We start from the raw sequence: 24,957 nt of genomic DNA, 5'->3' as shown, positions 1-24,957 counted from the left end.
CGAACTCAATCTTTTTGTACTTGCTTCTCATATTCCACTCCTCAGATAATCAATCATGCCTAAGGGCTAAATAAACTTTCTCCTATGTTTTTGTCTGGCTCACTACCACCTCAGCTTCCACGGCGTCGGGTGGAGGACTTTCTCATCGACTAAAGGCTTCCACCACCACTCGTTGTTCAAATACCACTTGACTGTCTTCTTGATTCCCTCTTCAAAGCTAACTTTTGGACGCCACTTCAAGTCCCTCATTATCTTCCACGAGTCAAGGGAGTACCTCAAATCATGACCTGGCCTATCCTCTACGAACTCTATCATGTCTTCATCTTTGCCCATTAGCTTTAATATCGTCTTAACAACTTCAAGGTTCGTCTTCTCCTCTCCGGCTGAAATATTGTATATCTCCCTTGGCTCGCCCTTGAGCAAAACCGCTTCAACGGCCCTCACGTGGTCCCCAACATAAATCCAGTCCCTAACATTTTGGCCAGTGCCGTAGATAGGTATCTTTAGTCCCATGCTAGCTCTTATTATAGTCTTTGGGATGAGCTTCTCCGGGAACTGATATGGGCCATAGTTGTTCGTACACCTCGTTATTGAGGCGTTCAACTTGTAAGTCCTAGCCCAGCCGAGGACGAGCATATCTCCAGCGGCCTTGCTAGCAGAGTAGGGCGAAGAAGGCATTAGCCTGTCCTCTTCGGTGAAAGAGCCCTCGAGTATGTCTCCATGGACCTCGTCGCTACTGATGTGAACTAGGCGAACCTCGGGGTTTTCTTTCCTTATTGCCTCAAGAATAGTGTAAACCCCGAGAACGTTGCTTTCAATGAAGGCGTAGGGATTTGAAATGCTCCTGTCGACATGTGTCTCAGAAGCGAAGTTCACAACGGCATCAACTTCCTTTATTAGCTTTGAAACAAGCTCAAAGTCGTTTATATCTCCCTTAATGAAAGTATACCTTGGGTCGTCCTCGACATCCTTCAGGTTTGCCGGGTTTGAACCGTAGCCGAGCTTGTCTAAGTTTATTACTTCCCAGTCCTTGTGCTTCTCTAAAACATAGCGGATGAAGTTGCTCCCTATAAATCCTGCACCGCCTGTTACCAAGAGCTTCATATTTTCACCTCAAAGGATTATCCTAGAGTTATCGCCAACGACAAGCTTCCTGCCAAACGGGCGGCTGTTGCCCTTAAGAATCTTCACTCCCCTTCCAATAAGGCTTTCAACTATCCTTCCGGCGTCCCTTATCTCGCTCTCCGGCAAGATTATAGAGTCCTCGATCTCGGTGTTTTCAATAATGCAGTTGTTTCCAATGCTCGTGTAAGGCCCGATGTATGCATTCCTAATTATACAGTTCTTGCCAATCACGGCAGGGCCCTTTATTACGGTGTTCTCGTCAATTTGGGTTCCCTCTTCAATTATTACCCTTCCATGGATCCTCGCCTTGGTTTCCAATTTAATGCTGGTCTTTATGTCGTCCAAAATCAGCCTATTTGCATCCAAAATATCCTCGGGCTTTCCAGTGTCTTTCCACCAGCCTGTAACCTTGGTCCACCCGACTTTATAGCCGTGGTCAATAAGCCATTGAATAGCATCGGTAATCTCAAGCTCGCCACGCCACGAGGGCTTCAAGTGTTTCACGGCCTCATGAATAATCGGCTTGAAGAAGTAAATCCCCACTAAAGCCAAGTTGCTCGGGGGGACTTTGGGCTTCTCAACCAAGCGCTTAATCGTCTTGCCGTCTTCGCTTAATTCAGCAACACCGAACTGCTGGGGGTTCGGAACCTCACAGAGAAGAATGCTCGCATCGAAGTTGCCCTTCTTGAAGTGCTCCAAATGCCTTACAATACCTTCTCTGAGTATGTTGTCGCCCAAGTACATAACGAAATCATCATCACCGAGATACTCCCTCGCGACTAAGATAGCATGGGCCAACCCTTTTGGCTCGCCTTGGTAAATGAACTCTATGTTAGCGTCCCAATCAACGCTTTTTACGGTCTCAATAACCTGCTCCTTGTTTGGCCCAACTATTATGCCAATATCGCGGATTCCCGCTTCGATAACGTCCTCAATGGCATAGAATAGGACGGGCTTATTCGCAACTGGTATAAGCTGCTTCTGCTGTGAATAAGTTAGAGGCCTCAATCTCGTGCCGTGACCACCAGAAAGGATGAGAGCTTTCATATTATTTCACCTCTCTTCACTACACTTTCTGCAATAAAAATTTTTGGTACATAACTGTAAGGCTCTAAAACACTCGCTCAGCAGGTTAGTAGTAAATTTTTGACAAAGCTCTATTAAGCAGAAACAGAACACCGCTCTTTTCCTGTTAGTTGTTGGTTGTGAACATCCAGGTTAACAATAAGCTCAGAGCTAATTCCGGACTCATTGCTTGACACAAGGCAAAAACCGACGCCGAAGCAGCATAAGAATCCAGATAACCCTTACTCACCCCCCGAAACTGACGATCACCAGAAAATTATTCAAAAACACTAAACTTAAACCTAACCAACAACCAAAATCAAAAAGAGCGTCGGTACCTACCGTTAAGTACCGTTAACCATAAAACTTTACGATACCGTTAAGTCTTTCGGGTTTACGGTACTTAACAGTAAAAATCCGAAACCAGAGATAGATTCGTAAATGGAGTGAAAATTCAAAACAAAGACCTCTCCTATTGAATTTAAAAAACATTAAAACACCCTCTCAGCCAGTATCAAAGCCCCAATGATTAGAATCGCCACGTTGATAACCTTCTTAAGCACGTCTTTATCGGCCTTTGTGTTTAGGCTAGTCCCAAAATAAACGCCTGGAATCGTTCCAAGTATCAAAAGCAATGCTAGGGAATAATCCACACTATTTAAGAAAGCGTAGTTCATGAAGCTCAAGGAAGATAAAGCTAGACCATAAGCTATTGTGACTCCAACGACCTCGTGAGGATTTACTTTGGCAAGGTTCACAAGGGCAAAGCTCACAATGACTCCGGCCCCAACAGAGGTGAACTGAACTGTTAACCCAACAACAAAGCCCAAAAGGTACAGATACTCCATTCTCGGCCTTATCGGGAGGTTAATCTCTCCCCTAACCAGCCTCAACGTAGATGTAACCAACAGCACAGCGCCCAAGAAGAGAGTTAGATACTCGTTCAAAAGCGCCTTATCAATGCTCCTCAACAAAAAGCTTCCCAACAAAATTGCCGGCAAGCCCCCAATGATAAGTCTCGAGGTAATATCGACCCTGATTTTGTTCTTCCTCTGGTGGAATAGAACGCCGAAAACCTTTGTAACAGTCGCATATAGAAGATCAGTCCCAACGGCTATAATCGGCTCTACCCCAAGGAAAATCAGGGAAGGAGTCATTAAAGCCCCACCGCCCATCCCGGTGAGGCCCACTAAAGCCCCAACAAGAAAGCCGAGAAAGATAAAAACAACTGGATGCACTTTTCACTCCCTCGTTATTTTAGGTAGCCCAGTTCCTTAGCTTTCTTTAAGACTGCTTCGACCTCTTCCTCGGGTGTCATCTTTGAGCTGTCAACTTTGACTTCTGGGTTCTCCGGCTCCTCGTAGACTCCGTCGTAGCCAGTCAAGCCTTTTATTTCACCGCGCATGGCCTTTGCATATAGCCCCTTAGGATCCCTCTGAATTCTCACTTCTAGCGGTGCATACACGTACACTTCCATGAATCTCCCTATTTCCTTCCTCGCGTACTCCCTAACCGCTCTGTAAGGTGAAATCAGGGAAACTATTGTTATGACCCCGTTCCTGCTCAAAAGCTTGGCCATATGAATTACAATGCGATTGTGCATTTCTCTGGCTTCCTTCGAGAAGCCAAGATCTGGATAGAGGGTCTTCCTTATAACGTCTCCATCAAGGATCTCAACCTTGTAGCCCATTGACTTGAGCTTCTTCTTGAGGGCGTGAGCTAACACGGTCTTCCCGGCCCCGCTTGGCCCAGTAAGCCATATTGTAAATCCCTCTTCGCTCATATTACACTCCTCCCCCTAAGCGGCTTTTCCATTCCAAAGAGCTTGAGAACTGTAGGAGCGAAGTCGTAAATAGTAAGCTGTGTTCTCTTTCCTTCTTCCATTCCCGGCAAATAGAGTGAGAAAACTCCATATTCGGCATGTACGGCATCATCTGGCCCTAAGTCGTTCTCCAATAGGTAGGGCGTCTCGTAGCCTAGAGTTCCAGCGGCCCTCCAGTTCAGGTCGTCAAGGTAGACCATCATGTCTGGCTTGTTCCCTCTGGCAACAGGGTAAATCTCTTCGGGATAGAAGACCTTGGTGTCCCACTTCTCTCCGTTCGGCCCTCTAATTGTTTTTATAAGCTCTGCCACTTCGTCTCTAACTTTCTCGTATTCCTCAGGCTTAACTACTCCCTGAGGCTCCCTTCCCTTAACGTTTAAGAACACCCTAGAGTAGTAGCCTCCCCATGCCCAGGCAATCGTCCTGCTCCAATCAACATCGAGCTCGTTGAACCTGACCTGCCTTCCTTCTTTCAATATTTCTGGATTCTTGATCTTCAATAAGCCCTCTTCAATGAGCCACTGGTTTATTGCGAATGCACCTTTCATTGCCTTTATACCGTGGTCGGAGACTATCATTATAGCGGTCTCGTCCAAATCGAGCAACTTCAGTGTTTTTCCTATCTCCTCATCTAGGAGCTTGTAGTAATTGGGAATGACGTTTTTGTAGGGGTTGTCATCGCCCGGGTAAAGGTGGTGGTTCTCGTCGAAGTACTTCCAGAATGCATGGTGAACCCTGTCGAGGCCTATTTCTACGAACTGGAAGTAGTCCCACTCCTTCTCTTGGATTAAGTATCGAATAACCTCAAATCTCTTCCTCGTCATCTCCCAGAGCTGTTCCTTGACCTCGTCCCTGTTCTCCTTCCTAAAGACCACATCGAAGATGTACTCGCCAACAAGCTTCTCTATCTCGTTCTTAAGCTCCTTCGGATAGGTGTAGTCAACGGAAGCATCGGGAGTAATGAAGCAGCTGACGAGATAACCGTTTATCTTCCTCGGCGGGTAGCTTGGGGGAACTCCAACTAGGATTGACTTTTTGCCCTTTTCAGCTATGTAATGCCAAACGGCCTTTTCCTTTACCATCAGAGAATGGGCTATCCAGATGTCGTTGTATGCTCCCGCTTTTCTGTGCCTGAAGCCATACAACCCAAGCTCTCCGGGCGTTTTGCCTGTCGCCATTACCATCCAGGCCGGGATCGTAATCGCTGGGATCGTGCTCTGCATAGGCCCGTAAATAGACCTCTCAACGAGCCACTTTATGTTGGGTAAATCGTCTAGAAGCTTTCCGAACAAAAGCTCTGGTGGGGCTGAATCAAGCCCAATGACAAAGACCTTCTTAACCTCTTCCACTCCAATCACCTCAGATGATCTTTAATTATCTCCAAAACTTCTCCGATTTTATCTCTCTCGCATATGCATCCTAAAACTTCCCTTTTGCCCCCCGCGTTGAAGCCTTTCCCTTTAAGCTCGGCTATTATCTCGGACATATTAACTTCCTCGGCCATATCTGGGGAAATCCTAAAGTAAACCTGGGCCTTTCCGTGAAAGTCCCTGTTAACCACCAATGATCCTCTGTAGCCGAGCTCCCAGACGGCTTTCCTAGCTACCTTGGAGATTATGTTGAAGGGGCTCTTGAACTCTATGAAGGCAACCCCGTTTTTGACCTCTGCATTCGCTAAGGCATCTTTTAGGGCTTTCTCTATCGCCTCGGCTTTCTTTAGCCAGGGCTCATAGCTCAGAAGCTCCTTTACGTGGTTTTCAAGGAGAACCTTGGGAGCCTTCTCTACACTTTCTCTGTCCATTGCTATGTAGTTCGAATCGATAAGCTCGACTATCTTAAGTGCCTCCTCCCTTGTGAGCCTTTCCCTCTCTAAAAGCTGATGAACCCTTGGAATTTCAAAGGCCTTCTCACCAATGTCTCCAACGACACCGAGGGCACTCCATGCGTTCCAGACGTTAAAATACTCCGAAACAACGAAAGAAGCCGAAGGAGCTTCGTTTCCTTCGAGGGCGGGGTTTATCTGCTTAACCATTGGATTCATTATCCTAGGCTGGATGTGGTGGTCAATGAAAATGGTCTCCTTGTCTATGCCCTCAACTTCATGGGGCAGGTTTAGATCCAAAACGTAAAGCCTATTTGCCTTTTCAATCTCTCTTCTAATCCTTTCATCAAAGCGGAACTCCCCGATTGGGGGGCTCAAATTTATAAACTCCTTTAACTCTAAAGCTTTGACGAGGAGTGCTGTTGAAGTTATGCCGTCAGTGTCCCAATGGTGAATTATCAGGTTCACTTTGATCACCGCTCTTATTTAAGATCCTCTCAAGTTGATCGAACTCTTCTAAAAGATAAAACGCTTTAACGCCGTACTTCCTTGCACTTTCAACTTGGAACTTGTCATTTGATACGAGGAGGCTATTCGTTGAATGAGAAATTGCAATGTAAAATGAATCTATCGCTCTGCATCCAGTTTGAAAAGCTATTCCAAAAGACACTTCTTTAAGCTTATTTGTCTCGCTAATTTCTACATTCTCAATAATTAATTCATACACCGTCATTGCTTCTTCTTTTGGCATTCTCCTAACTAGTTGTCCTATAAGTTCTATCTTAAATACGTCTGGCTCTACAATAGAGATATTTTTCTCTTGAATTTTTCTGAAAAAGTTTTTGGCTATCTCGGTTCTATCTTTTTTGTATTCAAAGAGTGCGTCAATAAACACAGAGGTGTCTACTACGATCATCTCCTCTCCTCCAGAAACTCCTGTAAGGCATCCTTCTTCACTTTCCTGCTGAAGTTCTCTATAACATCTGCTATTCCCATCTTCACTATCACTTTCCCATGGGTGCCCTCCTTAAGTTTCACTTTCTTGAGAGGTTTGAACACCCCATTCTCGTAGACGACCTCAATCTCCTCCATCTAGCTCACCAGTAAAGAATTGTAAAGGAAAGATATAACATTTGCTCACTCCACAAACGGGTTCTCGAAGTTCTTTATTACTTCGAAGACCTCAGGCCTCATCATGTATTCTGGCGGCTGCTCTCCAGCCATTATCATCTTCCTAAGCTTCGTGCCGCTTATTCTTACGTGGAACTCCTTGTCGTGCGGGCATATCTTTGCGTTGACCATTCCGCCGCACTTCCTGCAGTAGAAGGACTCCTTTATGAACATTGGAGTTATTCCCAAGTCCGGGAACTCGTCGAAGAGATCCCATGCCTCGTAAGGCCCGTAATAGTCGCCAACTCCCGCGTGGTCCCTTCCGACGATGAAGTGAGTTGCACCGAAGTTCTTCCTCATTATGGCGTGGTGGATCGCTTCCCTCGGCCCGGCGTAGCGCATCTCGTACCTAACAGTGGCCAAAGTGGCCGCGTCCTTCGGGTAGTAGTGCTCAAAAAGGACCTCATAAGCTTTGATTATGACCTCGTCCTTGTAGTCGCCCTTCTTCTTTCTGCCCAGAACGGGGTTTATGAAGAGGCCGTCGACGAAAGTTAGTGCTGCCTTCTGCACGTACTCGTGGCCGAGGTGGGGAACGTTTCTAGTCTGGAAGGCAACTATCGTCTTCCAGCCGCGCTCCTTGAAAAGAACCCTCGTTTCGATTGGCCTCAATGTGTATTTGGCAAATGGATTTGGAAGCTCGTTGAGGAGCTCAATCTCACCGCCGACGAGGTAGTCCTTCATTGAATATACCCTTGCAACCCCAGGATGCTCTGGGTCGGTTGTCTTGAAAACGTTCTGGGCAAATTCCTTCTTGTCATAGGTGTATATCTCCTCAACGTGCATCCTCGCTATTGGAATATCCTCATAGTAAAGCAGAATCGCATCGCCCTCTTCAAAGTCCGGCTTCTCAACGTCCAGAACTATTGGAATCGTCCAAGGGGTGTCGTCGCTGAGGCGCATGTGGTGCAGAACGCTCTCAAAATCGTCCCTCGTTAAAAACCCCTTTAAAGGAGAATAAACGCCGTGGGCGATGTTCTCTAAATCTATGGCCCTTCCATGGTCGATTTGAACAGAAGGATACTCATGCTGCTCGCTCAAAATCCTATCCCTTGTCTTGGGGGCGGCTATTCTCCTAATCAGCTTTCCACCGTGTGGCTTGGAGACCATACATATCACCTAAAAATTGAGAGATCAGTCGAGGTAGCCGAGGGCCCTAAGGCGCTCCTTGACCTTCTCCTCTTCTTCCTCGGTAAAGACTTCTTCCTTCTCCTCCTCTTCGAGGCTCGCCAAAACCTCTCTTAGCACATAGGTAACGTAATCTGAAACTGAAGTAAACCCTGTCCCCTCGATTCTCTTCTTTATCTTCTCATATAGAGGCTTTGGGATTGAAACAGTTGTGTATTTCCTCTCTTCATCCATCGCAAACACCTCCAATTTCAATGGCATTTAATTACATTTAATTAAACTTAGTTAAGCCTTATAAATGTTTGCCTAAAAGCTCAAAGAATACTGTCATGATAAGCAGGGGATGTCAGACTTCAGTTGCTGGCAACACTTCAGAAAAGAAAGGGGGATCATGAGGACTGAAACCATAATATACTGGCTGGGTTCATTCTTTAAAACCTTTTTACCCAATGGCTTCAAGAGGTGATGGCCCAATTATCTCGACACTAAAACTAAAAAACAAAGAGGGGAGAGCTCAGCCCCTTTCAATTTCTTGGGCAATTTTCCTTAGAAATCGTACCAGTCCGCTTGGATTGTACACTAGGATCTCATCAGACTCGAAAAGAACTCCCAGCACTTTCATAACGCCAATAGCATACTCTACATCGTCTAACACTTTTTTAAGGTTCACACCCAGTTCCGTGGCCTTCTCGAGGAGTCTCCCCTTGATTTCGAGCATTCCCTCATAAGACCACGGATCCTCCACCTCAATAATCAACCTCGTGTAGTACTCAACCAGCTCACGATTGTCGGTAAGTTCAACGGCAAATCTTATAATCTCCGTTAGGTGGGCAATCGAGTTTTCTGCGAACCACTTCCAGAGCTTTACTGCAATTTGTCGTCGCTTCTTAGTGAAAAACAGCCCAGTGGCCTCCTCAAGTAAGGAGGGGTGGAAGGGCGATATCCAGAGACCGACTTTGTGCATACCTACCACCTACTTATTACTTCTAATAGGATTAAATAAAACTAGCTATTATCTGAGAAATATTTATTCAATTATACTCAGTTAAGTTGTGATGGCTTCCATGGTAGGAACTGTGACATAGAAAATACGTTTGGAGGTTCTGGAGAAAAGAATTGTACTATTTTACGAGACGCTCGAAACACACCTTGGCCAGAAGATAACACTAGGAATTAGGCTATCGGATGGAATCCTTAGTAGGGAGCCATTATCCATATGTGCAGAGATTTTCGAAAAGCTGTAAAGGGAAGTATTTTCTCAGGAGTTGGTGATAAGCCTATAAACTTGCGGAAGATAAAAGAGAAAATGTACGACGATGTCTTGGAAGATCTTGAGAGCATTTGCTATCGTCATGTAATTTGTCCGCGAGTTTTGTAATGAGTTCGGGTACTTGGAGGATAACATAGATTGCTATCGAGTTAAGGAAGTGGTAATTGCTCTCTCAAAAAAGAAGCAAATCATTAAGTTCTATGAACTTTTCGTGGGAGATATCCTATGGGGTGTAGGAAAAGTGAGGAAGAGGAATAGTAGTCAACAGAAGTCCTCATCGCTTCAGCCCCCAAACGCCAATAGTGATCTGTACGCGTAACATGAAAAATAAAAACAAAAACCTAAAAATACAAGATCTATGAAAGCATCGACTTCATTCTCTTCTAGTACTATCTTCTCCCCAGTATCGATGTTTGTCATGACATATTTCCCTTTCCTTCGTTGTACAATCCACGCAGGAACCTCTAGCCTTTTCGAGAGCAGTTTTAACTCTTCTTTCTCGGCCGATTTCCCGAAGCCAAGCAGGCCACGGGGTTTGCCTTCTTTGAATACTACGAAAAGTTCTAGAACCTCTGCGCCTGAAGTCAAGAGGATCAATGAAAACTTTGCCCTCTCCAAAAGTTCCTCCAAAACATCCGCAGTAATGTACATCAAAAAGAGTCACCGAAGTGATGTAAAAACAAAGAAAGATTAAAGCTTTCGGTGTACCCGGCGCTTCTCACTCTTGTTATGAGACCTTAAAATGTTTAAGATTAAAAGGGAATGAACCTGTTTTGTTAAAAGAACCTCAAACTTCAACTATCCTTGAGCTTTTTTGTATTCTCCAAGGCAGCTATTGCTATTTGAGCGTATGCAGCTCTCCTCCCCTGCACACGCTATTCTCACTCTTTTATTCCAAATGCCCTTTGAAACAAAACCAGCAACATTTATAATGTGAAGATAGTAATACTTTATTGGTGGTTGTAATGGTAAGTGTAACGAGGAAGTACCAAGTTACCATCCCCAAGGAAGTAAGGGAAGCCCTTGGAATAAAGGCTGGGGATGAAATAGTGTTCGTTAAAACAAAGGAAGGATACATCATCAAACGTCTCGAAGACTTTGTTAGGGAGATGGCAGAGCTTTCAAAGGACATTGACAAGACTGTGGATGAAATGAGAGAGGGACTGAGCAAGGTGTTCAAGGAGGCCCATGAATGAAGGTCGTCCTTGATACAAACGTTTTCCACAACTGGAAGTTTCTGCTTTGGCTCAAGGATTCGCCATACTATCCAGTGACAAGTGCAGTTGTTTACACCGAGTACCTTTACCACCAGTCTAAAAAACTTGGGAGTGTTGAAGAGGGAAAAAGCGCTGTTGAGACGTTATTCCGCAGTATTGGGATTGAAGTTTTGGGATTTGACAAGGAATGTGCAATAGAAACAGTGAAGGCAGTTTGGGGCAGATGGGACTTTAGAAAAAATGCAAGAGACTACATGATTGGAGCATTGGCAGTAAAACTCGACGCCCCCTTAGTAACGTACAACAAAAAGCACTTTGAATGGTACAGCAAAGTATACACTCCAGAAGAGTTCATGAAACTCGCAAAACACTAACCTATTCTTTTCTCAAGCCTCTCCCTGGAGGGCGGGGAAGGAAGCTGAGAGGCTGATCTCCATAGTCAACTTGAAGCCCCTAGATGTTGAGAGCGTTGACAAATTGCTTTTAGAATCCAGGAAAATGGCCGACGAGTGCTTGAGCTATATTAAGAGGAACCACGAGCTGACGTTTGTGGAGTCTTACAACAACTTCGCGGCGCCAACTGCTAATTCTCTTGACTCTGATGTTGTGGTTGCAGTTGCGCCAAGTAAGGCGGCGATATTCAAAGGAGAAGACTATAAAAAAGCGATAACAGTACTTTCAAGCATGAAAGAGCCCTGGAAGACCGTCACGGAAGACATATTGCCTCTCCTACGCCCTGAAAAAGTCATTGAATTCGAGCCCGGAAGTGTTGAAGGAATCTTTGACGAAATCCTGAAAGTTTTGAGAGAGGTTTGACTTTTGGGCCTTAGTGTTCAAGCCAAAAACATTATTATGACAAGTTATTTATCAAAAAATAATTCAGAAGCGGGCAGAGAGGTGTTTGGGATGATAGAGCTGAGGTTTGATTCGGATACGGGCATGTGGGAGTGCCCGGTTTGCGGGTTTAAGTCGATGTCAAAGAAGCTTATAGAGACCCATATTCAGCAAGATCATTCCGATGAAGTTCATTATCATTCTTCTGGGAAAGAACGAGCTTTTACTAAAGAAGCAGACGTCCGTGAAAGCGGTAATAAGGGCGACAAGGAAGAAGGAGAAAACGTTAAGGAAAAGAAGGTAAAAATCAAGCTCATCACTGGGGACATGTTTATGGGCTTATTCGTGCCCAAGGACCCGTACTTTATCACTTTAAAGACCGAAGATGGCCGTAGAATACTAATAAACAAAGGGGCCGTTGCCTTCATTGAGCTGTTGGAGGATAAATGAGTTAGAGCCCCTCATTAACTCTAGAAGACCTCAAAGAATTTTTTCCACACCTCATTTTTGGGAGCAGTTTGTTCAGTTAAGTCCTTTTTATACAAGTCAATAACCAAAAACTATTTATAGTGTTGTGATACATATGTAACACAGAGATGGGAAGGTGAGAGTAATGGAAGTATTAAAGGCCGGAAAGAAGAAGCCCTCCACCAAACGCACGGTACATGTTAGTGTGAGGGCACCCGAAAACGTTATCAAGGCTATTAACCTCCTGGTAGACCTTGGGCTCTTCAAAGATAAAAGCGATTTCATTAATTATGCCCTCCAAGAGACGGTAAGAAAATACCTCTCCAGCATCAAGCTTGAAATAACTCCAGAATTAATTGACAAGTACTTTGAACTATTGGAGAAGGCAAGCCCCCGGCTTTCTGAGGAGGAAATCCTTAAAGTGCTGGGGGATGTCCTCAATGAAAGAAGAACAGAAAAAGAAACTCAGGAAGGCAGTGGTTGATACAAGCGTTATAATATCATCAGTACTTGGAGACCCTAAAGCTGCACCAGCAAAAGTGCTGAAAGCCATGTATGCCAAAAAATTTAAAGCGTACTCCTCGGAGGAAGCGATGAATGAACTTTATGACGTTCTTTTTAGCGAGAAGGTTACAAAGCTCCTCAAGGGCGGGAGTGAAGTACTCATTCTAACGTATCTTTTTGTTAACAGCTCAGTTATTCTCGTAAACCCAAGGACGCGTGTTGCCCTCTGCAGAGACCCAAAAGACAACAAATTTCTGGAGATCGCATATGAAGCTAAGGCCGATTGCATCGTAACCCTTGACAAGGATCTCTTGGATATGAGAGATGAGAACAAAGAAGTCAAGATTCTTGAGTACAAAATAAAGATCCTCAGGCCTGAGGAGTTCCTTCAAGAACTATAAAGAGTGATTGCATCCTTCGAAAATCCAATACTCACTCATTGGTTCTCCTTTTTATGGGCTCTCTAAAAGTTTCTTCCCCTCCATAATGGTGAGCTTGTACCTTTGAAGTGGATTTATCAGCGTGTTCAAATAAGCCTTTGACAAAGGAGGTTAATAGTTTGCTCTTTCTAAATATCCAGTTTGTTTTTACAAAGAAATTTTTGGGTATAATTTCAAACCAAAACTAGGTTTAGTCAAACATTATCAAACAACAAACTTTATATACTTTAAAGTCTATTATGTATTGAGGGGTACTGTGTGAGAAGGGACCGAAGCGAAAGCTTCACCCTGATCCAGAGTTCATACCTAACCATAGATCTCACGGCTTACCCAGAGTCGTGAGGTTTGTGGGTGAAGGTATGAGCCCTGCCTCAGAGCGAAACTTCACTGAGGCCTCTGATCACGCGGTGCCCCTCACTCTCGTTATAGGATTGGGAAAAATAAAACAAGAGCTAAACCCTTCCAACTCTCAAGTATACAAACCCAAGTTTTTCCGCTTTCTCGGAATCCAAAACGTTTCTGCCGTCAATTATCACTTTGCTCTTCACTTGCTTTGCAACTTCTTCTAGGTTCAATGACCTGAACTCTTTGTGGTCAGTCACTATAACTATTGCATCGACGTCTTTGAAGTCCTCCTTCCATTCTGCGCCAAAGCGCTTCGCATCTTCGGGAGTGCACAGCGGGTCGTAGGCATAAACTTTTGCTCCCCACCCCTTGAGCTCTTTGATAATCGGAATCGCTGGGCTCTTCGTGAACTCCCTAACACCGCCCCTAAAAGTAAGCCCGAGCACGAGGACGTTGCTTCCATTCAACGGCTTTCCTACTTCATTTAAGCCCTTAACTGTTAACTCAACAACATGGTAGGGCATGAAATCGTTTATCTCCCTGGCAGTTTTAATAAGCCTGGGATTCATCTTTTTGGCCAGATTTATGACGAACCAAGGGTAGATAGGAATGCAGTTGTGAACTATAAGGCCAGATGTCGTAACGATAGTGCTTGTATCTTCCACTTCGAAAGAATACACATAGTCATTATATTCGACTGGTTTTATTTCCTTGACCTCAACGAGTGCAAAGCTTCCCGTATGTTTGAAAGTTGAGCTCTTCTCACGTTTCCTTATGTTGTTCAAATAGTATTCAAGCTTTTCCTTTTTCTCACCGCTTACAACTTCTCTAAGCTTCTCAAGGTTATCTGGTCCAAAAATGCGTAATATATGAACTTTTCCGTTCTTCTTGTAGGAGGGAACAACACCGAGATTCTGAAGCATGAGGAAGAGTTGCTGTGCAAGTTTGTCACTTGCCGTTGCAATTTCAATGGTCGCGCTTATCATATCTATAGTATATTCCTTACCATCCTTTCTTATCTTACGTTTTCCTTCGTATACGACGACACTTCCATCTCCGTTTATTATCCCCCTAAGAATGGCTTTTTGAAGGGCTTTATTGTATAAGATAAACCCTGGTACTTTGGCGTCATATGAATTTACACCCGTTTCAAGGAATTTGAGAAGCTCTCCAAAGGCCCTTGACGAGACCTTGATATAATGAACACTGGCTTGGGTATATTCCGAGTAGCGTATGCCAATCTTTTTTAGGATTTCCTTTACTTCCTCTATATAATCCCTTTCTCCAGCATTGAACGAGAATCTTATCCTGGAGGAGCTATCTTCTGTTAAGCACCCTTCCGAGAGATAGTATCCTAGAAGGGTTGCAAAATCTTCATTGATTTCAATTTTCGGAGGAAATTCTAAATAACTAGGTTCTCTGCCGCTAGCTATGGCACTTGGCTCTGGGAGTACACCTTTGAACTCGTCATAGTACTTGAGCGGTATGTACGAATCTCTCACGTAGTCGTACGACTGTGGAGCGAGGCTTGAATGAAGAATTGCTCTAGCTTCAGAAGGTATCTCTGGGAACTTTACTCTATAGCCATGGGGATTTCTGGAGAGAATTGACAGGACATTAAGAACCTCAGGAGTTTCCTTGCTAGGTAATTCCATAACTATCGCCATCTTGTCCCCTTGTTTTAGTTCTTTGGCAAGTTTCTGCACGAACTTTCCATGCTCATAAACCCACACTATATGATTCTCAGTGAGCTTGACGCGTCTTCCGGTTTTTGTTCTTATCTCGAGAACCCTTTCTCCAGGCTTCAGCTTTCTCTTAGTGGCGAGTGTTACTCTCTTAAAAATGGGTCTCTTGGAAATAGGATCAAAGGACAGTATATAGTATTCTTTCGAGGGAACTTTTATTAGAACTCCCTCTTTCTCCTCAAGATTTCCTTCTATGAGCTCGAAGAGCTCTTCAACAGTCAACGGCTCTATACCATCCTTCTCTAGGAACACAAACTCATCTCTTGCAAAGCAATGGCCTCCAACGCCGGCACCGGGCATATGGAGGTGACAATAGGGCTGGGTATTGGCTGCCTCAAAAACTTCCAAGGCATCCAAGCCGTGCTCCTCGCACCATAATGCCAGCTCATTTGCCAAAGCAATGTTGACATCTCTGTACACTCCTTCAAAGACCTTAACAGCTTCGGCAGCTTTTATGGAGCTCATCGGAATAACGCCTTTTTTGTTAATTGTCTCGTATATGCCGATAACAGCTTCCAGTGTTTTCTCATCACTCGCTCCTACTATTTTAGGATACTGGCCAGTGATGTCCCTAATTGCGGTTCCGGTCATTGTCCTCTCGGGAGCATGTGCTAGTCCGAACTCACCAAGCTTGAGGCCGCTCTCCTCTAAAATCGGAACCAAGCTCTCCGTCGTCCCTGGAGGCATCGTTGCTTCAGTAATCACTATATCTCCCTTTTTAAGACCTTTTGCGATCTTTCTCGCCACATCATAAACTGGCTCAAGCTTTAAGTTGCCCCTATCATCGGTTAGCGTTGGGACAAGGATAATCATAACATCCGTCTGCTTGGCAGCCCAGACGCCATCAGTCGTGGCCTTTAGCCTTCCAGCCTTTACGTTCCTCTCGACCAGCTCGGACAGGCCGGGTTCCTCTTTAATGTGGTTTTCTCCATTGTTTATCATTTCAACAACTTTTTCATTGATGTCGACGCCTATGACATTGGCTCCATGTTCCGCAAAAACTGCCGCCAGTGGAAGGCCCATCTTACCGAGACCGTAAACCGCTATCGTAACTTTACCCTCTTTAAAAGCTTGCTTAACTTCATCTCTATTTAAGCCGATAAGCTTCATTTTAATCACCTTAGTTTTACTACCTCGTCTTTATTTGCACTTTCGAGGGCTTTAACTGCAACTTCAAGTGCATGCAACCCGTCTTCTCCACTCACTAGTGGTCTCTCTTTGTTGACCACGCAGTTAATGAAGTGTTCAATCTCGATTCTCAAGGGCTCTTGCTTTTGAATCTTGGCCTTCCTGACCCATTTTTCATCGTATATCTGCAACGTCTGGTTGATGTAGTCGAGGTAAGCTATGCCCTCAGTGCCCACGACGTTTAGGGTTCTCGTCTTATGGGGCGTTAAGCGGTTGGTCTCTATGATACCATCGACATTGTGCTTAAAGCTTAAGAGTATGAGAGCGTAATCGTCAACTCCAGATGGATGCTTTACATTTCTCGCTTTCGCATACACTTCTTTTACCTTGGAATCCGCAAGAAAGCTCATAACATCGATGTCATGAACGGCCAGATCAATTATTACGCCCACATCGGCTATCCTAACAACCATGGGCCCGACCCTTTTGGCGTTCATTGTAACTATCTTACCCAGAAGTCCGTTGCTTATGCTCTCCTTCAGCTTTAGTACCGCCGGATTAAACCTCTCCACATGCCCGACCATTAAAGTGACATCATTCTTTTTTGCAGCCCTTATTATCTCCTGGGCACTCTCGATGCTCTCCGCAATGGGCTTCTCCACCAAAACGCTAACACCGTTTTCAATAAACTCCAGAGCAACCTTTTTGTGGAGAGAAGTTGGAACGGCAATGCTAACGGCGTCTATTCCCTCTTTTACAAGCTCCCTGTAATCTCCAAAAGCCTTTGTTCTGAATTGGGAAGCAACCTCTTTGGCTCGCTCTAAGTTTGCGTCAGCAACTCCAACGAGTTCAATCTTTCCTTCTTTCGCTAATTCCGAATAAATCCTCGCATGATGGAAGCCCATGTTCCCAACGCCGACTACTCCAACTCGAAGCATCTTGACCACCTTTCACGAACCCTTGATGTTCTTTTTTGAAGTTGAAGTTTTAGGATATATAAACATATGGACTTCGGGAATTTTAAAAGTTACATCCCCTTTGAACGGCAAAACTTTTTTATATAATTTCGACTCAAGATTATATTATGAAGATTCGAAAATTTGTAAACCGGAAAGAAGAACTCGAAACCCTTGAGAAACTTTACAATAGGAAAGGCTTCACTCTTGTGCTTGTTACCGGTAGAAGAAGGATAGGTAAAAGCAGGCTCGTGAGGGAGTTCTTAACAAACAAGAACGCAATAGCAGTCCAATTTGAGAAGAGGGTCTGGGAATATAACCTTACAAAACTCAACAGGGCGATAGGAAGGTACTTTGGCATCCCTGTGCCAAACTTTTCAACCTTCTCAGATGCTTTCCGTTTCATAGGCTCACAGGCAAGAGAGAGGCTTATAGTCTTCCTCGACGAATTTTCCTACCTGCTCCGGTATTCTGAAGTCGAGGCCGAATTCCAGAGTATAGTGGACGAAATTTTGGCCGACAGTAATATAATGCTCGTCCTATCAGCTTCATCCGTTGGCCTTCTGAAGAGGAGCTTCTTCGATTACTCAAGTCCACTCTATGGGAGAAGTGATGCAACCCTTAACCTCCAGCCCTTAAAGTTTAAACACCTCTTTGAGTGGTTTGAGGGTATAAATCCAGAGGAAGCCGTGAAGATTTATGCAGTAACTTCTGGCGTTCCAAGATATCTTGAGCTCTTTGAAGGCGAAAATGCAGAAAAGGAAATTGAAAAGAACTTCTTTGATCCAAATGCATTTCTATTCAGAGAAGCCAAAGAGCTCTTAGAGGAGGAGTTCAGGGAGCCGGAGACATACTACACAATACTTGAGGCGGTAGCTGAAGGGAAAACACGCGTCAATGAGATAGCCCAGCACTCTTTTATCGAGCCTAAAAACACGGCCCGCTATCTGAGGATACTCGAGGACTTGGGGATACTAAAGAGGGAACTCCCTGTGGCAAGAAAGGCAAAGAGAGGGATTTACCGCTTCAGAGACCTCTACTTTGCTTTCTGGTTCCGTTTTGTGGCACCCTATTTCGAGGAAATCGAGAGTGGTTTTCCAGATGGGGCCATTGAGGAGTTCAGGCGGGACTTCAACCAGTATGTAGGCTTTGCTTTCGAAGAAATAGCAAAGCAGTTTTTAATAGGGCTCAATCGCGAAGGGAGGTTACCGTTCAAGTTCACAAAGATCGGCCGCTGGTGGCACAAGGGGGAGGAGATCGACATTGTTGCACTGAGCAAGAGAGAAAAGAAGGCCCTTTTTGTTGAAGCCAAGTGGAAGGAGCTGAGTGAGAAAAAAGCCCTAGAAATCTTGGAAAACTTGGAGGGCAAGGCTGAAGCTGTGGGGCTAGATGGGTGGGAGAAAAACTATGGATTGGTGGCAAAAAGAGTCGAGAATAAAGAAGAATTAGAAGAGAAGGGTTTTCTGGTGTGGGATTTGAAGGACTTTGAAGCCTGAGAAAAACATGGCAAAATGAAAAAGGTATCAAGAAGAAAGCTCTTCAAGGATGGTTATTATATAAGCTATGTCCTCCTCGCTGACGGCTGGATGCACCGGTAAGCTCAGCACTCTCTTCGAGGCTTCGATTGCGTTTGGACAGATGTCCTTTGGATAGCCGAGCTTCTGGTAGAGAGGTTGCCAATGGACGGGCATTGGGTAATGCACCGCAGTTCCGATTCCTTTCTCCCTGAGCTTTGCCATGAGCTCATCTCTGCTTAGCGGAAACTCATCTTCAACTCTAATCACGTACTGGTGGAAGACGTGTTTTACGCGAGGATCAACATAGGGTGGTGTTAATCCCTTGATTTTCTCTATGCCCTCGCTTAGCAGTTTGGCATTCTCAATTCTCTTTTCGTTCCAAGCATCGAGCTTTTTGAGCTGGGCCCTGCCGATTGCAGCAGCAATGTTGGTCATCCTTAGATTGTAGCCGAGCTCCACATGCAGGTACTTCTCCGCTTGGCCATGGTTTCTAATTAAATCTGCCCTCCTGGCTAACTCGTCATTATTGGTTACGACCATCCCGCCCTCGCCGGTGGTCATGTTCTTTGTGGGATAGAAGCTGAACGCGGCAATGTCGCCAAAGGTCCCCACCTTTTGGCCTTCAAACTCTGCACCGTGGGCTTGGGCGCAGTCCTCAATTAGATAAAGCTTGTAGTCCTCGGCAATTTCCTTGAATGCCTTCATATCGGCCGGCTGGCCGTAGAGGTGAACGACAACTATGGCTTTCGTTTTGTCCGTTATTTTCTCAAGAACATCGTTTGGGTCGAGGTTGAACGTCTTTGGATCTATGTCTGCAAAAACGGGCTTTGCTCCTTGGAATAGAATCGCGTTTGCAGATGCTATGAAGGTGAAGGGCGTTGTTATGACTTCATCGCCGGGGCCGATTTTGAGGGCTTTTAAGGCAACATCCAAAGCTGCTGTACCGTTGGTCACTGCAATAGCATGTTTTGCTCCCAAGTATTGGGCGAACTCTTTTTCAAAAGCCTCAACTTCCTTTCCGCTTGTAAGCATTCCGCTCTTCAAAACCTCAATAACAGCGTTTATTTCTTCATCTCCAATCAAAGGTTTAGCAATCGGAATCATTTTTCTTCCTCCTTAATTGCTTTAAATATCATGAGAGTCCTTTTCATTTCAACATCCTTAATTTTCCTGTAATATTCCTCATACTTTTCATCTGGAATTTCCTCTATCCTTTTCTTAAACTCGTCTCCAAGTAGATTTAATAGCTCCTCACTAGAAATCTCCAACTTTTCACCTCTATCCATTGTTCAGCACTCTCACAAATCTTTCTCCCTGAGATATCTTTCATAATCCTCCTTTCTGATTTTCACTTCTCTCCCGCAGTGGGAGCACTTAAAGATTATTCCCTCCTCATCCTCACCCACCTTTTCTTTGAGGGGCCTTCCGCAGTAGCAGACGAAGCCCTTCAAACGGGCAGGGTTTCCAAATACCAGCCCGAATGGTGGAACGTCTTTGGTAACAACAGCCCCAGCGCCAACCATTGCGTACTCGCCGATTGTCACGCCGCAAACTATTGTCGCGTGGGCCCCTATGCTTGCTCCCTTTTTAACTAAAGTCGGCACGACTTCCCAGTCCTCGTTGAACGCCCGTGGATAGAGGTCGTTGGTAAAGGTCATGTGCGGGCCGAGAAAGACGTCATCTTCGACTTTTACTCCACGATAAACGCTAACGCCATTTTGAATTTTAACGTTGTTGCCTATCTCGACTCCCACGTCGATATAAACATCTTTCCCAATATTGCAATTCTTCCCAATTTTAGCGCCTTTTCTTATATGGGCGAAGTGCCATATTCTGGTTCCTTCTCCGATTTCAGTCCCTTCTTCCACAACGGCCAAGGGATGAACGAAATATTTTTGAATCATTGGAGACACCAAATCTATAAACAATACTCAATAAATAAAAAAGTATCGGGTGAAATAATGGAGCTTCCCTTTGTGAGTGTTATAATTCCAGCGTATAATGAGGAAAAATACCTCGGGAAGTGCCTCGGGGAGTGGGTCAATCAGGATTATCCGAAGGAAAAGTATGAGATACTGGTTTACGATGGTATGAGCACCGATAGAACCGCTGAGATAGTGAAAGATTTTGAGCGCAGGTATCCAGACCTCGTGAAATACCGGAAGAACCCGAAGAAAAGACAGGTCTACGCTTTCAACATGGGGATCCGCGAGGCCAGGGGGGAGTTCTTCATAATCTTCGGTGCCCATGCGTATCCGGAGAGGGATTTCTTGAGAAAGAGCATTGAGACTTTTCTGGAGGTCAAAGAAAAGGAACCAAAGCTTGCCGGTGTTGGGGGTAAGATAGTTAAACTCTATGAGAACCGGCTAGCCAAGTTCGTGGCCTTGATTTACTCTTCTCCTCTCTCTGGCGCAAGCACGTTCTGGTACGAAGAAAAGCCACACTTCGCCAAGACCGTCGCTTTCGCGCTCTACGACAAAAAAATCGCCGAAGAGATCGGGGGCTTTGATGAGGACATGATAACCGGAAACGACTTTGAGTTCAACCTCAGGATAAACAAGAGGGGGTATAAACTGTTCTTCAACCCGGAAATCAGGAGTTATTATTATGCCCGCTCTACGTGGAGGGGGTTTTTAAAGCAAACGTTTAACTACGGCGCCGTTAAGGCAATGGCGCTCAGGAAGGGATATTTTTCACCCCTCTGGCTCGCTCCACTCGGCTTCCTTGGGTTTGAGGTATTGATTCCCTTCTGGCGTTTTTTAGTTCCTCTCTTTGCCCTGTACTGGGCCGGTCTCTTCGGAGAGGGAGTCAGGCTCTGGAGAAAGACTAAAAACGTTGATGCCCTTGCCCTACCCCCGGTGATGTGGCTGTTCCACAACTTGATAAGCCTCGGTTTCATAGCCGGGCTGATGGTGGGAAAGAAAGCTTTCAGGTGATTGGATGAGGGTAGTTATGCTGGTCACGAACCCATTTAAACCAGATCCGCGCGTTTATAAGGAGGCCAAAAGCCTCGTTAATGCTGGGCACGAGGTCATTGTCTTAGCGTGGGATAGGGAAGGGAAGTATCCGAGGAAAGAAACCGTCGAAGGAATTCGGGTTGTGAGGTTTGGGCCTAAGTCAAGATACGGCAGTTTTTTTGACTTCTTGGTTAAGCTTCCTATCTTCTACATCAAAGCATTCATTTTCATGGCGAAGAAGGATTTCGATGCAATCCACACCCACGATTTTGATACTGCTTTTTTGGGGCTCCTTTTCAAGTACATTAAGGGCAAGAAGTGGGTCTATGATGTGCACGATCTCTACCACACTTTTTTTGAAGTCGAGGGTAAATCCACTCTATTTTCCCGCTTGCTTGCCGAGATTGTCAAGCGGATTGATGCCTTCTTTGCCAAGTGCTCCGACCGCTTAATCGTGGCGACCCAATCGATAGGTGGAAAACATGAGGGGCTAAGGGAGTACTATATCCGGGAGGGAATTGAGGCCGAGAAAATAACGACGATATGGAACGTCCCTATTCTTGCACAGTTTAGCACACAAAGGATACCTCCAAAAAAAAGTAGGGAGGGGTTTGTTATAGGATTCATCGGAACCATACGGACGATTTCAAATTTCATTCCCCTCTTTGAGGCCGTAAAAACTCTGAACTTTCCCGTAAAACTGCTGTTCGTCGGCGGTGGGAAAAGTCTTGATGAGCTCCGAAAGATCGTTATGGAGCGGTATAGAGGCCTTAATGTGGAATTCACAGGAAGCGTGCCATATCATATGATCCAGGAGTATTATCGTGAGTGTAGCGCTATATACTCAGTTTACCCATACAGAGAAAACATCCGAAGAGCAATTGCAATAAAGGTGTTTGAGGCCACATCACTGGGGGTTCCCGTTGTAGTGAACAGTGATACCCTGATGGAGGATTTCGTCGATGAGTACAGGTGTGGGGTAGCCACAACCTTAAGTTTGGGGGATATCAAGCGAGCATTGAGTTCACTGGGCAGAATCAAGTTCAATCCAAAACACATCGTCAAAAAATGGAACTGGGAGCGTGAGTCAGAAAAATTAAAAAGAATATATCACCAGTAGTTTAGAAATAAAAAGATGGTATTGATATCGGTGGGGAGCCTATGAGTGAATTTAAGGATAAAAACTTGCTGATAATCACGAACTCGTATCCCGATGAGGACAACCGGCACTACGGCGGGATTTTTGTTAAAGAGCAGGTCAGGTATCTTGCCAGACATTTTAATGGGATCTATATAATCTCCCCCCAACCTTATGGCTCTAACAGGAACCTCCGTGATTATGAGTACGATAACGTTAGAGTTTACTACCCGAGGTTCTTCCACCTGCCCGTTGAGTTCTTCAGAAAACGCCTCGGTGATAACTTCTTCAAAGCCGCTATGCGGGTTATCAAGCGTGAGAAACTGGAGTTCGATTTAATTCACGCTCACTTTACGTGGCCAGGCGGGTATGCAGGGGTTAAGCTTGCTAAGGAGTTTGAAGTTCCCGTTGTGATTACAATCCACGAGAACAGGGATTGGTTTTTGAGGGAGTATAATTCTGGAAACGAGAAGATTTACTGGACGTGGAAGAATGCCACGGCGTTGATAAGAGTTAATAAAAAAGACGTGCCTTTGTTGAGGGAGTTTAATCCCAACGTCTATTCCATTCCAAATGGTTTTAATCCAGGGCGGTTGAAGATTATTGAGAAGAAAGCTGCGAGGGCAGAGCTTGGACTTAAAGATGATGCAAAGATAATCTTTTCATTGGGTGCATTGATAGAGCGGAAGGGATTTCACTACCTCATTGATGCAATGCACCTTGTCATAAGGAAGAGGAAAGACGTTATTTGCTTCGTTGGAGGAAGTGGGCCTCTCAAAAAGAGGCTCCAGCAACAGATAAACAGGCTTGGTCTTCAGAATCATGTTAAACTGTTGGGCTTTGTCCCAGATGACCAGCTTGCCCTCTGGATGAACGCCGCTGATTTATTTGTATTACCAAGCCTTAGTGAAGGGAATCCCACCGTCATGTTTGAGGCTCTTGGAGTTGGTTTGCCGTTTATTGGGACTACTGTTGGAGGAGTTCCGGAGATAATAATATCGGATGACTATGGCTTGCTCTGCTCGCCAGCTGATCCTGAATGCTTGGCGGAGAAAATTTTAATAGCTCTCGAAAAAGACTGGGACAGGGAGAAAATAAGGGAGTATGCGGGGCAATTCACATGGGAAAATATTGTGAAGGAGATAATAAAAATAGCTACTAAAATCATGCAATGATTTTCCGTTTTATTGTTCTGTACAGCTCTGCTGGAGGGGTACCATAGGGAATTCTTACAATGTAAATTGATACTCCCTTATTTTTCTTGAATATCTCGATGAATTTTTCACCAATCTGCGAGAGTTCGTATACGGGCTTGGAGCCTAGGGATAGTCTATTAAACTTGTGGTAGTTGAGATGTGTAAAGAGATCTTTGTATTCTGACTTTATGATCTCCAGGCTTATCATCCCAAAGGTTTCAGGATCAAGAGGATCTATATGTATCGTATCTATCCTCTCATTGAACAGAAGGTATATCTCGTCGATCTTTTTGACTGTGGGAGTGTTCTCGTCCCTAAACAGTAGCGGGTTGATCTTTCTCCTGCACCCCCCCTTGATAATAGGATTAAACTGACAGATCCTCCAGTGTAGCTTGTCAAGTATCCCAGAAGTCACGTACTTATTTAACCTTGGTAGTTGGTTCACGTTGTATTTGTATATTTTTGGCCAATTTAGATTCACATAGCCTCTGAGTTTATCGTCAATAATAAGTATATCATCTGAAAAAAACTGAAAATTATCTTTTAATATAAAGCTCATTTCGAGAAATGTTTTTCCGACGCCTCCGCTTCCGGAAAACACTATTAACCTTTCGTTTTTAGTGTCAAATACTGCACTAGAATGTATGGGGAGTAAAGTTTTGGACAATAATAATATGGATGGGATAAATATAATTTCGTGCATAACTTGGGAAATTTTTTGATAAGGATGTCTAAATTCTTTATCAATTATCCATTTGAAAAAATGACTTTTCCGTAGAATCTTCTGAGCGGGAATGTACGTTACTGCCCCTTTTGTATTATCATGTCCCCTTGCATAATATATCCATCCAAAATACGTCTTCATACCAAAACCATTTTCGATTTCATAATGTGTTTTGGGATTATTTGATACGGTCTCCGGGGCATCATTTGTTACGTTGATCTGGATTCTATCCCCAGAACGCGGGTGATCTTTTTGAATGACATTATACAACCTTGCTAGGTTTTCGATCTCTTGGTTAATCGGACTAGCGGGTAGTGTAACGTTCACATCAAAATAAACTCCTCCAAATGGGAATTCCATGTGCAACCCCCCATGGTGTGTTTATATGC

28 protein-coding genes are annotated in these 24,957 nt (G+C 44.6%); 10 read left to right on the top strand and 18 right to left on the bottom strand.

Annotated features, from left to right (window positions below):
- Positions 1–102: 102 nt before the first annotated feature.
- The 12 genes from rfbB to NF865_RS02045 all read right to left on the bottom strand — a co-directional run bounded on the left by rfbB (position 103) and on the right by NF865_RS02045 (position 10,050).
- Positions 103–1,104 (bottom strand): dTDP-glucose 4,6-dehydratase, encoded by a 1,002-nt coding sequence (gene rfbB, locus NF865_RS02100; RefSeq protein ID WP_253304974.1) that lies wholly within the window; start codon positions 1,102–1,104, stop codon positions 103–105.
- 9 nt (positions 1,105–1,113) lie between these two features.
- Complete coding sequence (locus tag NF865_RS02095; protein ID WP_253304973.1) at positions 1,114–2,172, bottom strand: glucose-1-phosphate thymidylyltransferase; 1,059 nt, start codon at positions 2,170–2,172, stop codon at positions 1,114–1,116.
- A gap of 509 nt (positions 2,173–2,681) precedes the next feature.
- Complete coding sequence (locus NF865_RS02090; RefSeq protein WP_253304972.1) at positions 2,682–3,428, bottom strand: sulfite exporter TauE/SafE family protein; 747 nt, start codon at positions 3,426–3,428, stop codon at positions 2,682–2,684.
- A gap of 14 nt (positions 3,429–3,442) precedes the next feature.
- Complete coding sequence (gene cysC / locus NF865_RS02085) at positions 3,443–3,973, bottom strand: adenylyl-sulfate kinase (protein ID WP_253304971.1); 531 nt, start codon at positions 3,971–3,973, stop codon at positions 3,443–3,445.
- The gene (locus NF865_RS02080; RefSeq protein ID WP_253305711.1) at positions 3,970–5,367 is read right to left on the bottom strand and encodes an alkaline phosphatase family protein; all 1,398 of its coding nucleotides are present in this window, start codon (positions 5,365–5,367) and stop codon (positions 3,970–3,972) included. Before NF865_RS02080 ends, cysC begins: the two co-directional genes overlap by 4 nt.
- Entirely contained in the window at positions 5,367–6,302 is a 936-nt protein-coding gene (locus NF865_RS02075; protein WP_253304970.1) for a DHH family phosphoesterase, read from the bottom strand. Before NF865_RS02075 ends, NF865_RS02080 begins: the two co-directional genes overlap by 1 nt.
- Positions 6,271–6,750, bottom strand: coding sequence for a type II toxin-antitoxin system VapC family toxin (locus tag NF865_RS02070; protein WP_253304969.1), 480 nt, complete (start codon positions 6,748–6,750; stop codon positions 6,271–6,273). Before NF865_RS02070 ends, NF865_RS02075 begins: the two co-directional genes overlap by 32 nt.
- On the bottom strand, positions 6,747–6,926 hold the full coding sequence (locus tag NF865_RS02065; RefSeq protein ID WP_253304968.1) for an antitoxin family protein: 180 nt from the start codon (positions 6,924–6,926) through the stop codon (positions 6,747–6,749). The genes NF865_RS02070 and NF865_RS02065 overlap by 4 nt, the downstream gene beginning before the upstream one ends.
- A 45-nt stretch (positions 6,927–6,971) precedes the next feature.
- The gene (sat, locus tag NF865_RS02060) at positions 6,972–8,111 is read right to left on the bottom strand and encodes a sulfate adenylyltransferase (protein WP_253304967.1); all 1,140 of its coding nucleotides are present in this window, start codon (positions 8,109–8,111) and stop codon (positions 6,972–6,974) included.
- 24 nt (positions 8,112–8,135) lie between these two features.
- Positions 8,136–8,363, bottom strand: coding sequence for a ribbon-helix-helix domain-containing protein (locus NF865_RS02055; protein ID WP_253304966.1), 228 nt, complete (start codon positions 8,361–8,363; stop codon positions 8,136–8,138).
- A gap of 280 nt (positions 8,364–8,643) precedes the next feature.
- Positions 8,644–9,093, bottom strand: a complete 450-nt coding sequence (locus NF865_RS02050) for a hypothetical protein (RefSeq protein WP_253304965.1) — start codon at positions 9,091–9,093, stop codon at positions 8,644–8,646.
- A 588-nt stretch (positions 9,094–9,681) separates the two neighbouring features.
- The gene (locus tag NF865_RS02045; RefSeq protein ID WP_253304964.1) at positions 9,682–10,050 is read right to left on the bottom strand and encodes a hypothetical protein; all 369 of its coding nucleotides are present in this window, start codon (positions 10,048–10,050) and stop codon (positions 9,682–9,684) included.
- 314 nt (positions 10,051–10,364) lie between these two features.
- Between NF865_RS02045 and NF865_RS02040 the strand changes: the two genes are divergently transcribed.
- From NF865_RS02040 to NF865_RS02015, 6 genes are all read left to right on the top strand, one after another.
- Positions 10,365–10,595, top strand: a complete 231-nt coding sequence (locus NF865_RS02040) for an AbrB/MazE/SpoVT family DNA-binding domain-containing protein (protein ID WP_253305710.1) — start codon at positions 10,365–10,367, stop codon at positions 10,593–10,595.
- Positions 10,592–10,990 (top strand): type II toxin-antitoxin system VapC family toxin, encoded by a 399-nt coding sequence (locus NF865_RS02035; RefSeq protein WP_253304963.1) that lies wholly within the window; start codon positions 10,592–10,594, stop codon positions 10,988–10,990. Before NF865_RS02040 ends, NF865_RS02035 begins: the two co-directional genes overlap by 4 nt.
- Positions 10,991–11,114: 124 nt before the next feature.
- Complete coding sequence (locus NF865_RS02030; protein WP_253304962.1) at positions 11,115–11,432, top strand: hypothetical protein; 318 nt, start codon at positions 11,115–11,117, stop codon at positions 11,430–11,432.
- Between the two features lie 90 nt (positions 11,433–11,522).
- Positions 11,523–11,900, top strand: a complete 378-nt coding sequence (locus tag NF865_RS02025) for an Hfq-like protein (RefSeq protein ID WP_253304961.1) — start codon at positions 11,523–11,525, stop codon at positions 11,898–11,900.
- 163 nt (positions 11,901–12,063) lie between these two features.
- Positions 12,064–12,402, top strand: a complete 339-nt coding sequence (locus NF865_RS02020; protein WP_253304960.1) for a ribbon-helix-helix domain-containing protein — start codon at positions 12,064–12,066, stop codon at positions 12,400–12,402.
- Positions 12,359–12,823, top strand: coding sequence for a putative toxin-antitoxin system toxin component, PIN family (locus NF865_RS02015; RefSeq protein ID WP_253304959.1), 465 nt, complete (start codon positions 12,359–12,361; stop codon positions 12,821–12,823). The genes NF865_RS02020 and NF865_RS02015 overlap by 44 nt, the downstream gene beginning before the upstream one ends.
- A 491-nt stretch (positions 12,824–13,314) precedes the next feature.
- Here the strand turns inward: NF865_RS02015 and NF865_RS02010 are convergent, their stop codons facing one another.
- Positions 13,315–16,062: a nucleotide sugar dehydrogenase gene (locus NF865_RS02010; protein ID WP_253304958.1), complete on the bottom strand. Its 2,748-nt coding sequence runs from the start codon at positions 16,060–16,062 to the stop codon at positions 13,315–13,317.
- A gap of 5 nt (positions 16,063–16,067) precedes the next feature.
- The gene (locus NF865_RS02005) at positions 16,068–17,018 is read right to left on the bottom strand and encodes a UDP-N-acetylglucosamine 3-dehydrogenase (RefSeq protein WP_253304957.1); all 951 of its coding nucleotides are present in this window, start codon (positions 17,016–17,018) and stop codon (positions 16,068–16,070) included.
- Between the two features lie 146 nt (positions 17,019–17,164).
- On the opposite strand from NF865_RS02005, the gene NF865_RS02000 reads away from it, so the two are divergent.
- Positions 17,165–18,532, top strand: a complete 1,368-nt coding sequence (locus NF865_RS02000; protein WP_253304956.1) for an ATP-binding protein — start codon at positions 17,165–17,167, stop codon at positions 18,530–18,532.
- 27 nt (positions 18,533–18,559) lie between these two features.
- On the opposite strand, the gene NF865_RS01995 is transcribed toward NF865_RS02000, so the two are convergent.
- From NF865_RS01995 to NF865_RS01985, 3 genes are read right to left on the bottom strand one after another with little or no spacing between them, the layout of a single operon-like run.
- On the bottom strand, positions 18,560–19,657 hold the full coding sequence (locus tag NF865_RS01995; RefSeq protein ID WP_253304955.1) for a DegT/DnrJ/EryC1/StrS family aminotransferase: 1,098 nt from the start codon (positions 19,655–19,657) through the stop codon (positions 18,560–18,562).
- Positions 19,654–19,821, bottom strand: coding sequence for a hypothetical protein (locus NF865_RS01990; protein WP_253304954.1), 168 nt, complete (start codon positions 19,819–19,821; stop codon positions 19,654–19,656). The genes NF865_RS01995 and NF865_RS01990 overlap by 4 nt, the downstream gene beginning before the upstream one ends.
- Before the next feature lie 30 nt (positions 19,822–19,851).
- A complete protein-coding gene (locus NF865_RS01985) occupies positions 19,852–20,457 on the bottom strand; it encodes an acyltransferase (protein ID WP_253305709.1) in 606 nt (201 codons plus the stop codon).
- 57 nt (positions 20,458–20,514) lie between these two features.
- Between NF865_RS01985 and NF865_RS01980 the strand changes: the two genes are divergently transcribed.
- Genes NF865_RS01980 through NF865_RS01970 form a run of 3 tightly spaced genes read left to right on the top strand, consistent with a single transcriptional unit; the run spans position 20,515 to position 23,823 of the window.
- A complete protein-coding gene (locus NF865_RS01980; protein WP_253304953.1) occupies positions 20,515–21,489 on the top strand; it encodes a glycosyltransferase family 2 protein in 975 nt (324 codons plus the stop codon).
- Positions 21,490–21,493: 4 nt separating this feature from the next.
- Entirely contained in the window at positions 21,494–22,630 is a 1,137-nt protein-coding gene (locus NF865_RS01975; RefSeq protein ID WP_253304952.1) for a glycosyltransferase family 4 protein, read from the top strand.
- A 41-nt stretch (positions 22,631–22,671) separates the two neighbouring features.
- Positions 22,672–23,823 (top strand): glycosyltransferase family 4 protein, encoded by a 1,152-nt coding sequence (locus NF865_RS01970; RefSeq protein WP_253304951.1) that lies wholly within the window; start codon positions 22,672–22,674, stop codon positions 23,821–23,823.
- Here NF865_RS01970 and NF865_RS01965 read toward each other — a convergent pair.
- Positions 23,813–24,928: a hypothetical protein gene (locus NF865_RS01965; RefSeq protein ID WP_253304950.1), complete on the bottom strand. Its 1,116-nt coding sequence runs from the start codon at positions 24,926–24,928 to the stop codon at positions 23,813–23,815. The genes NF865_RS01970 and NF865_RS01965 overlap by 11 nt on opposite strands.
- Positions 24,929–24,957: the final 29 nt, after the last annotated feature.

The organism is Thermococcus aggregans (genome assembly GCF_024022995.1).
GTDB lineage: Archaea > Methanobacteriota_B > Thermococci > Thermococcales > Thermococcaceae > Thermococcus_A > Thermococcus_A aggregans.
This window is presented reverse-complemented; position numbering and strand designations above follow the sequence as displayed.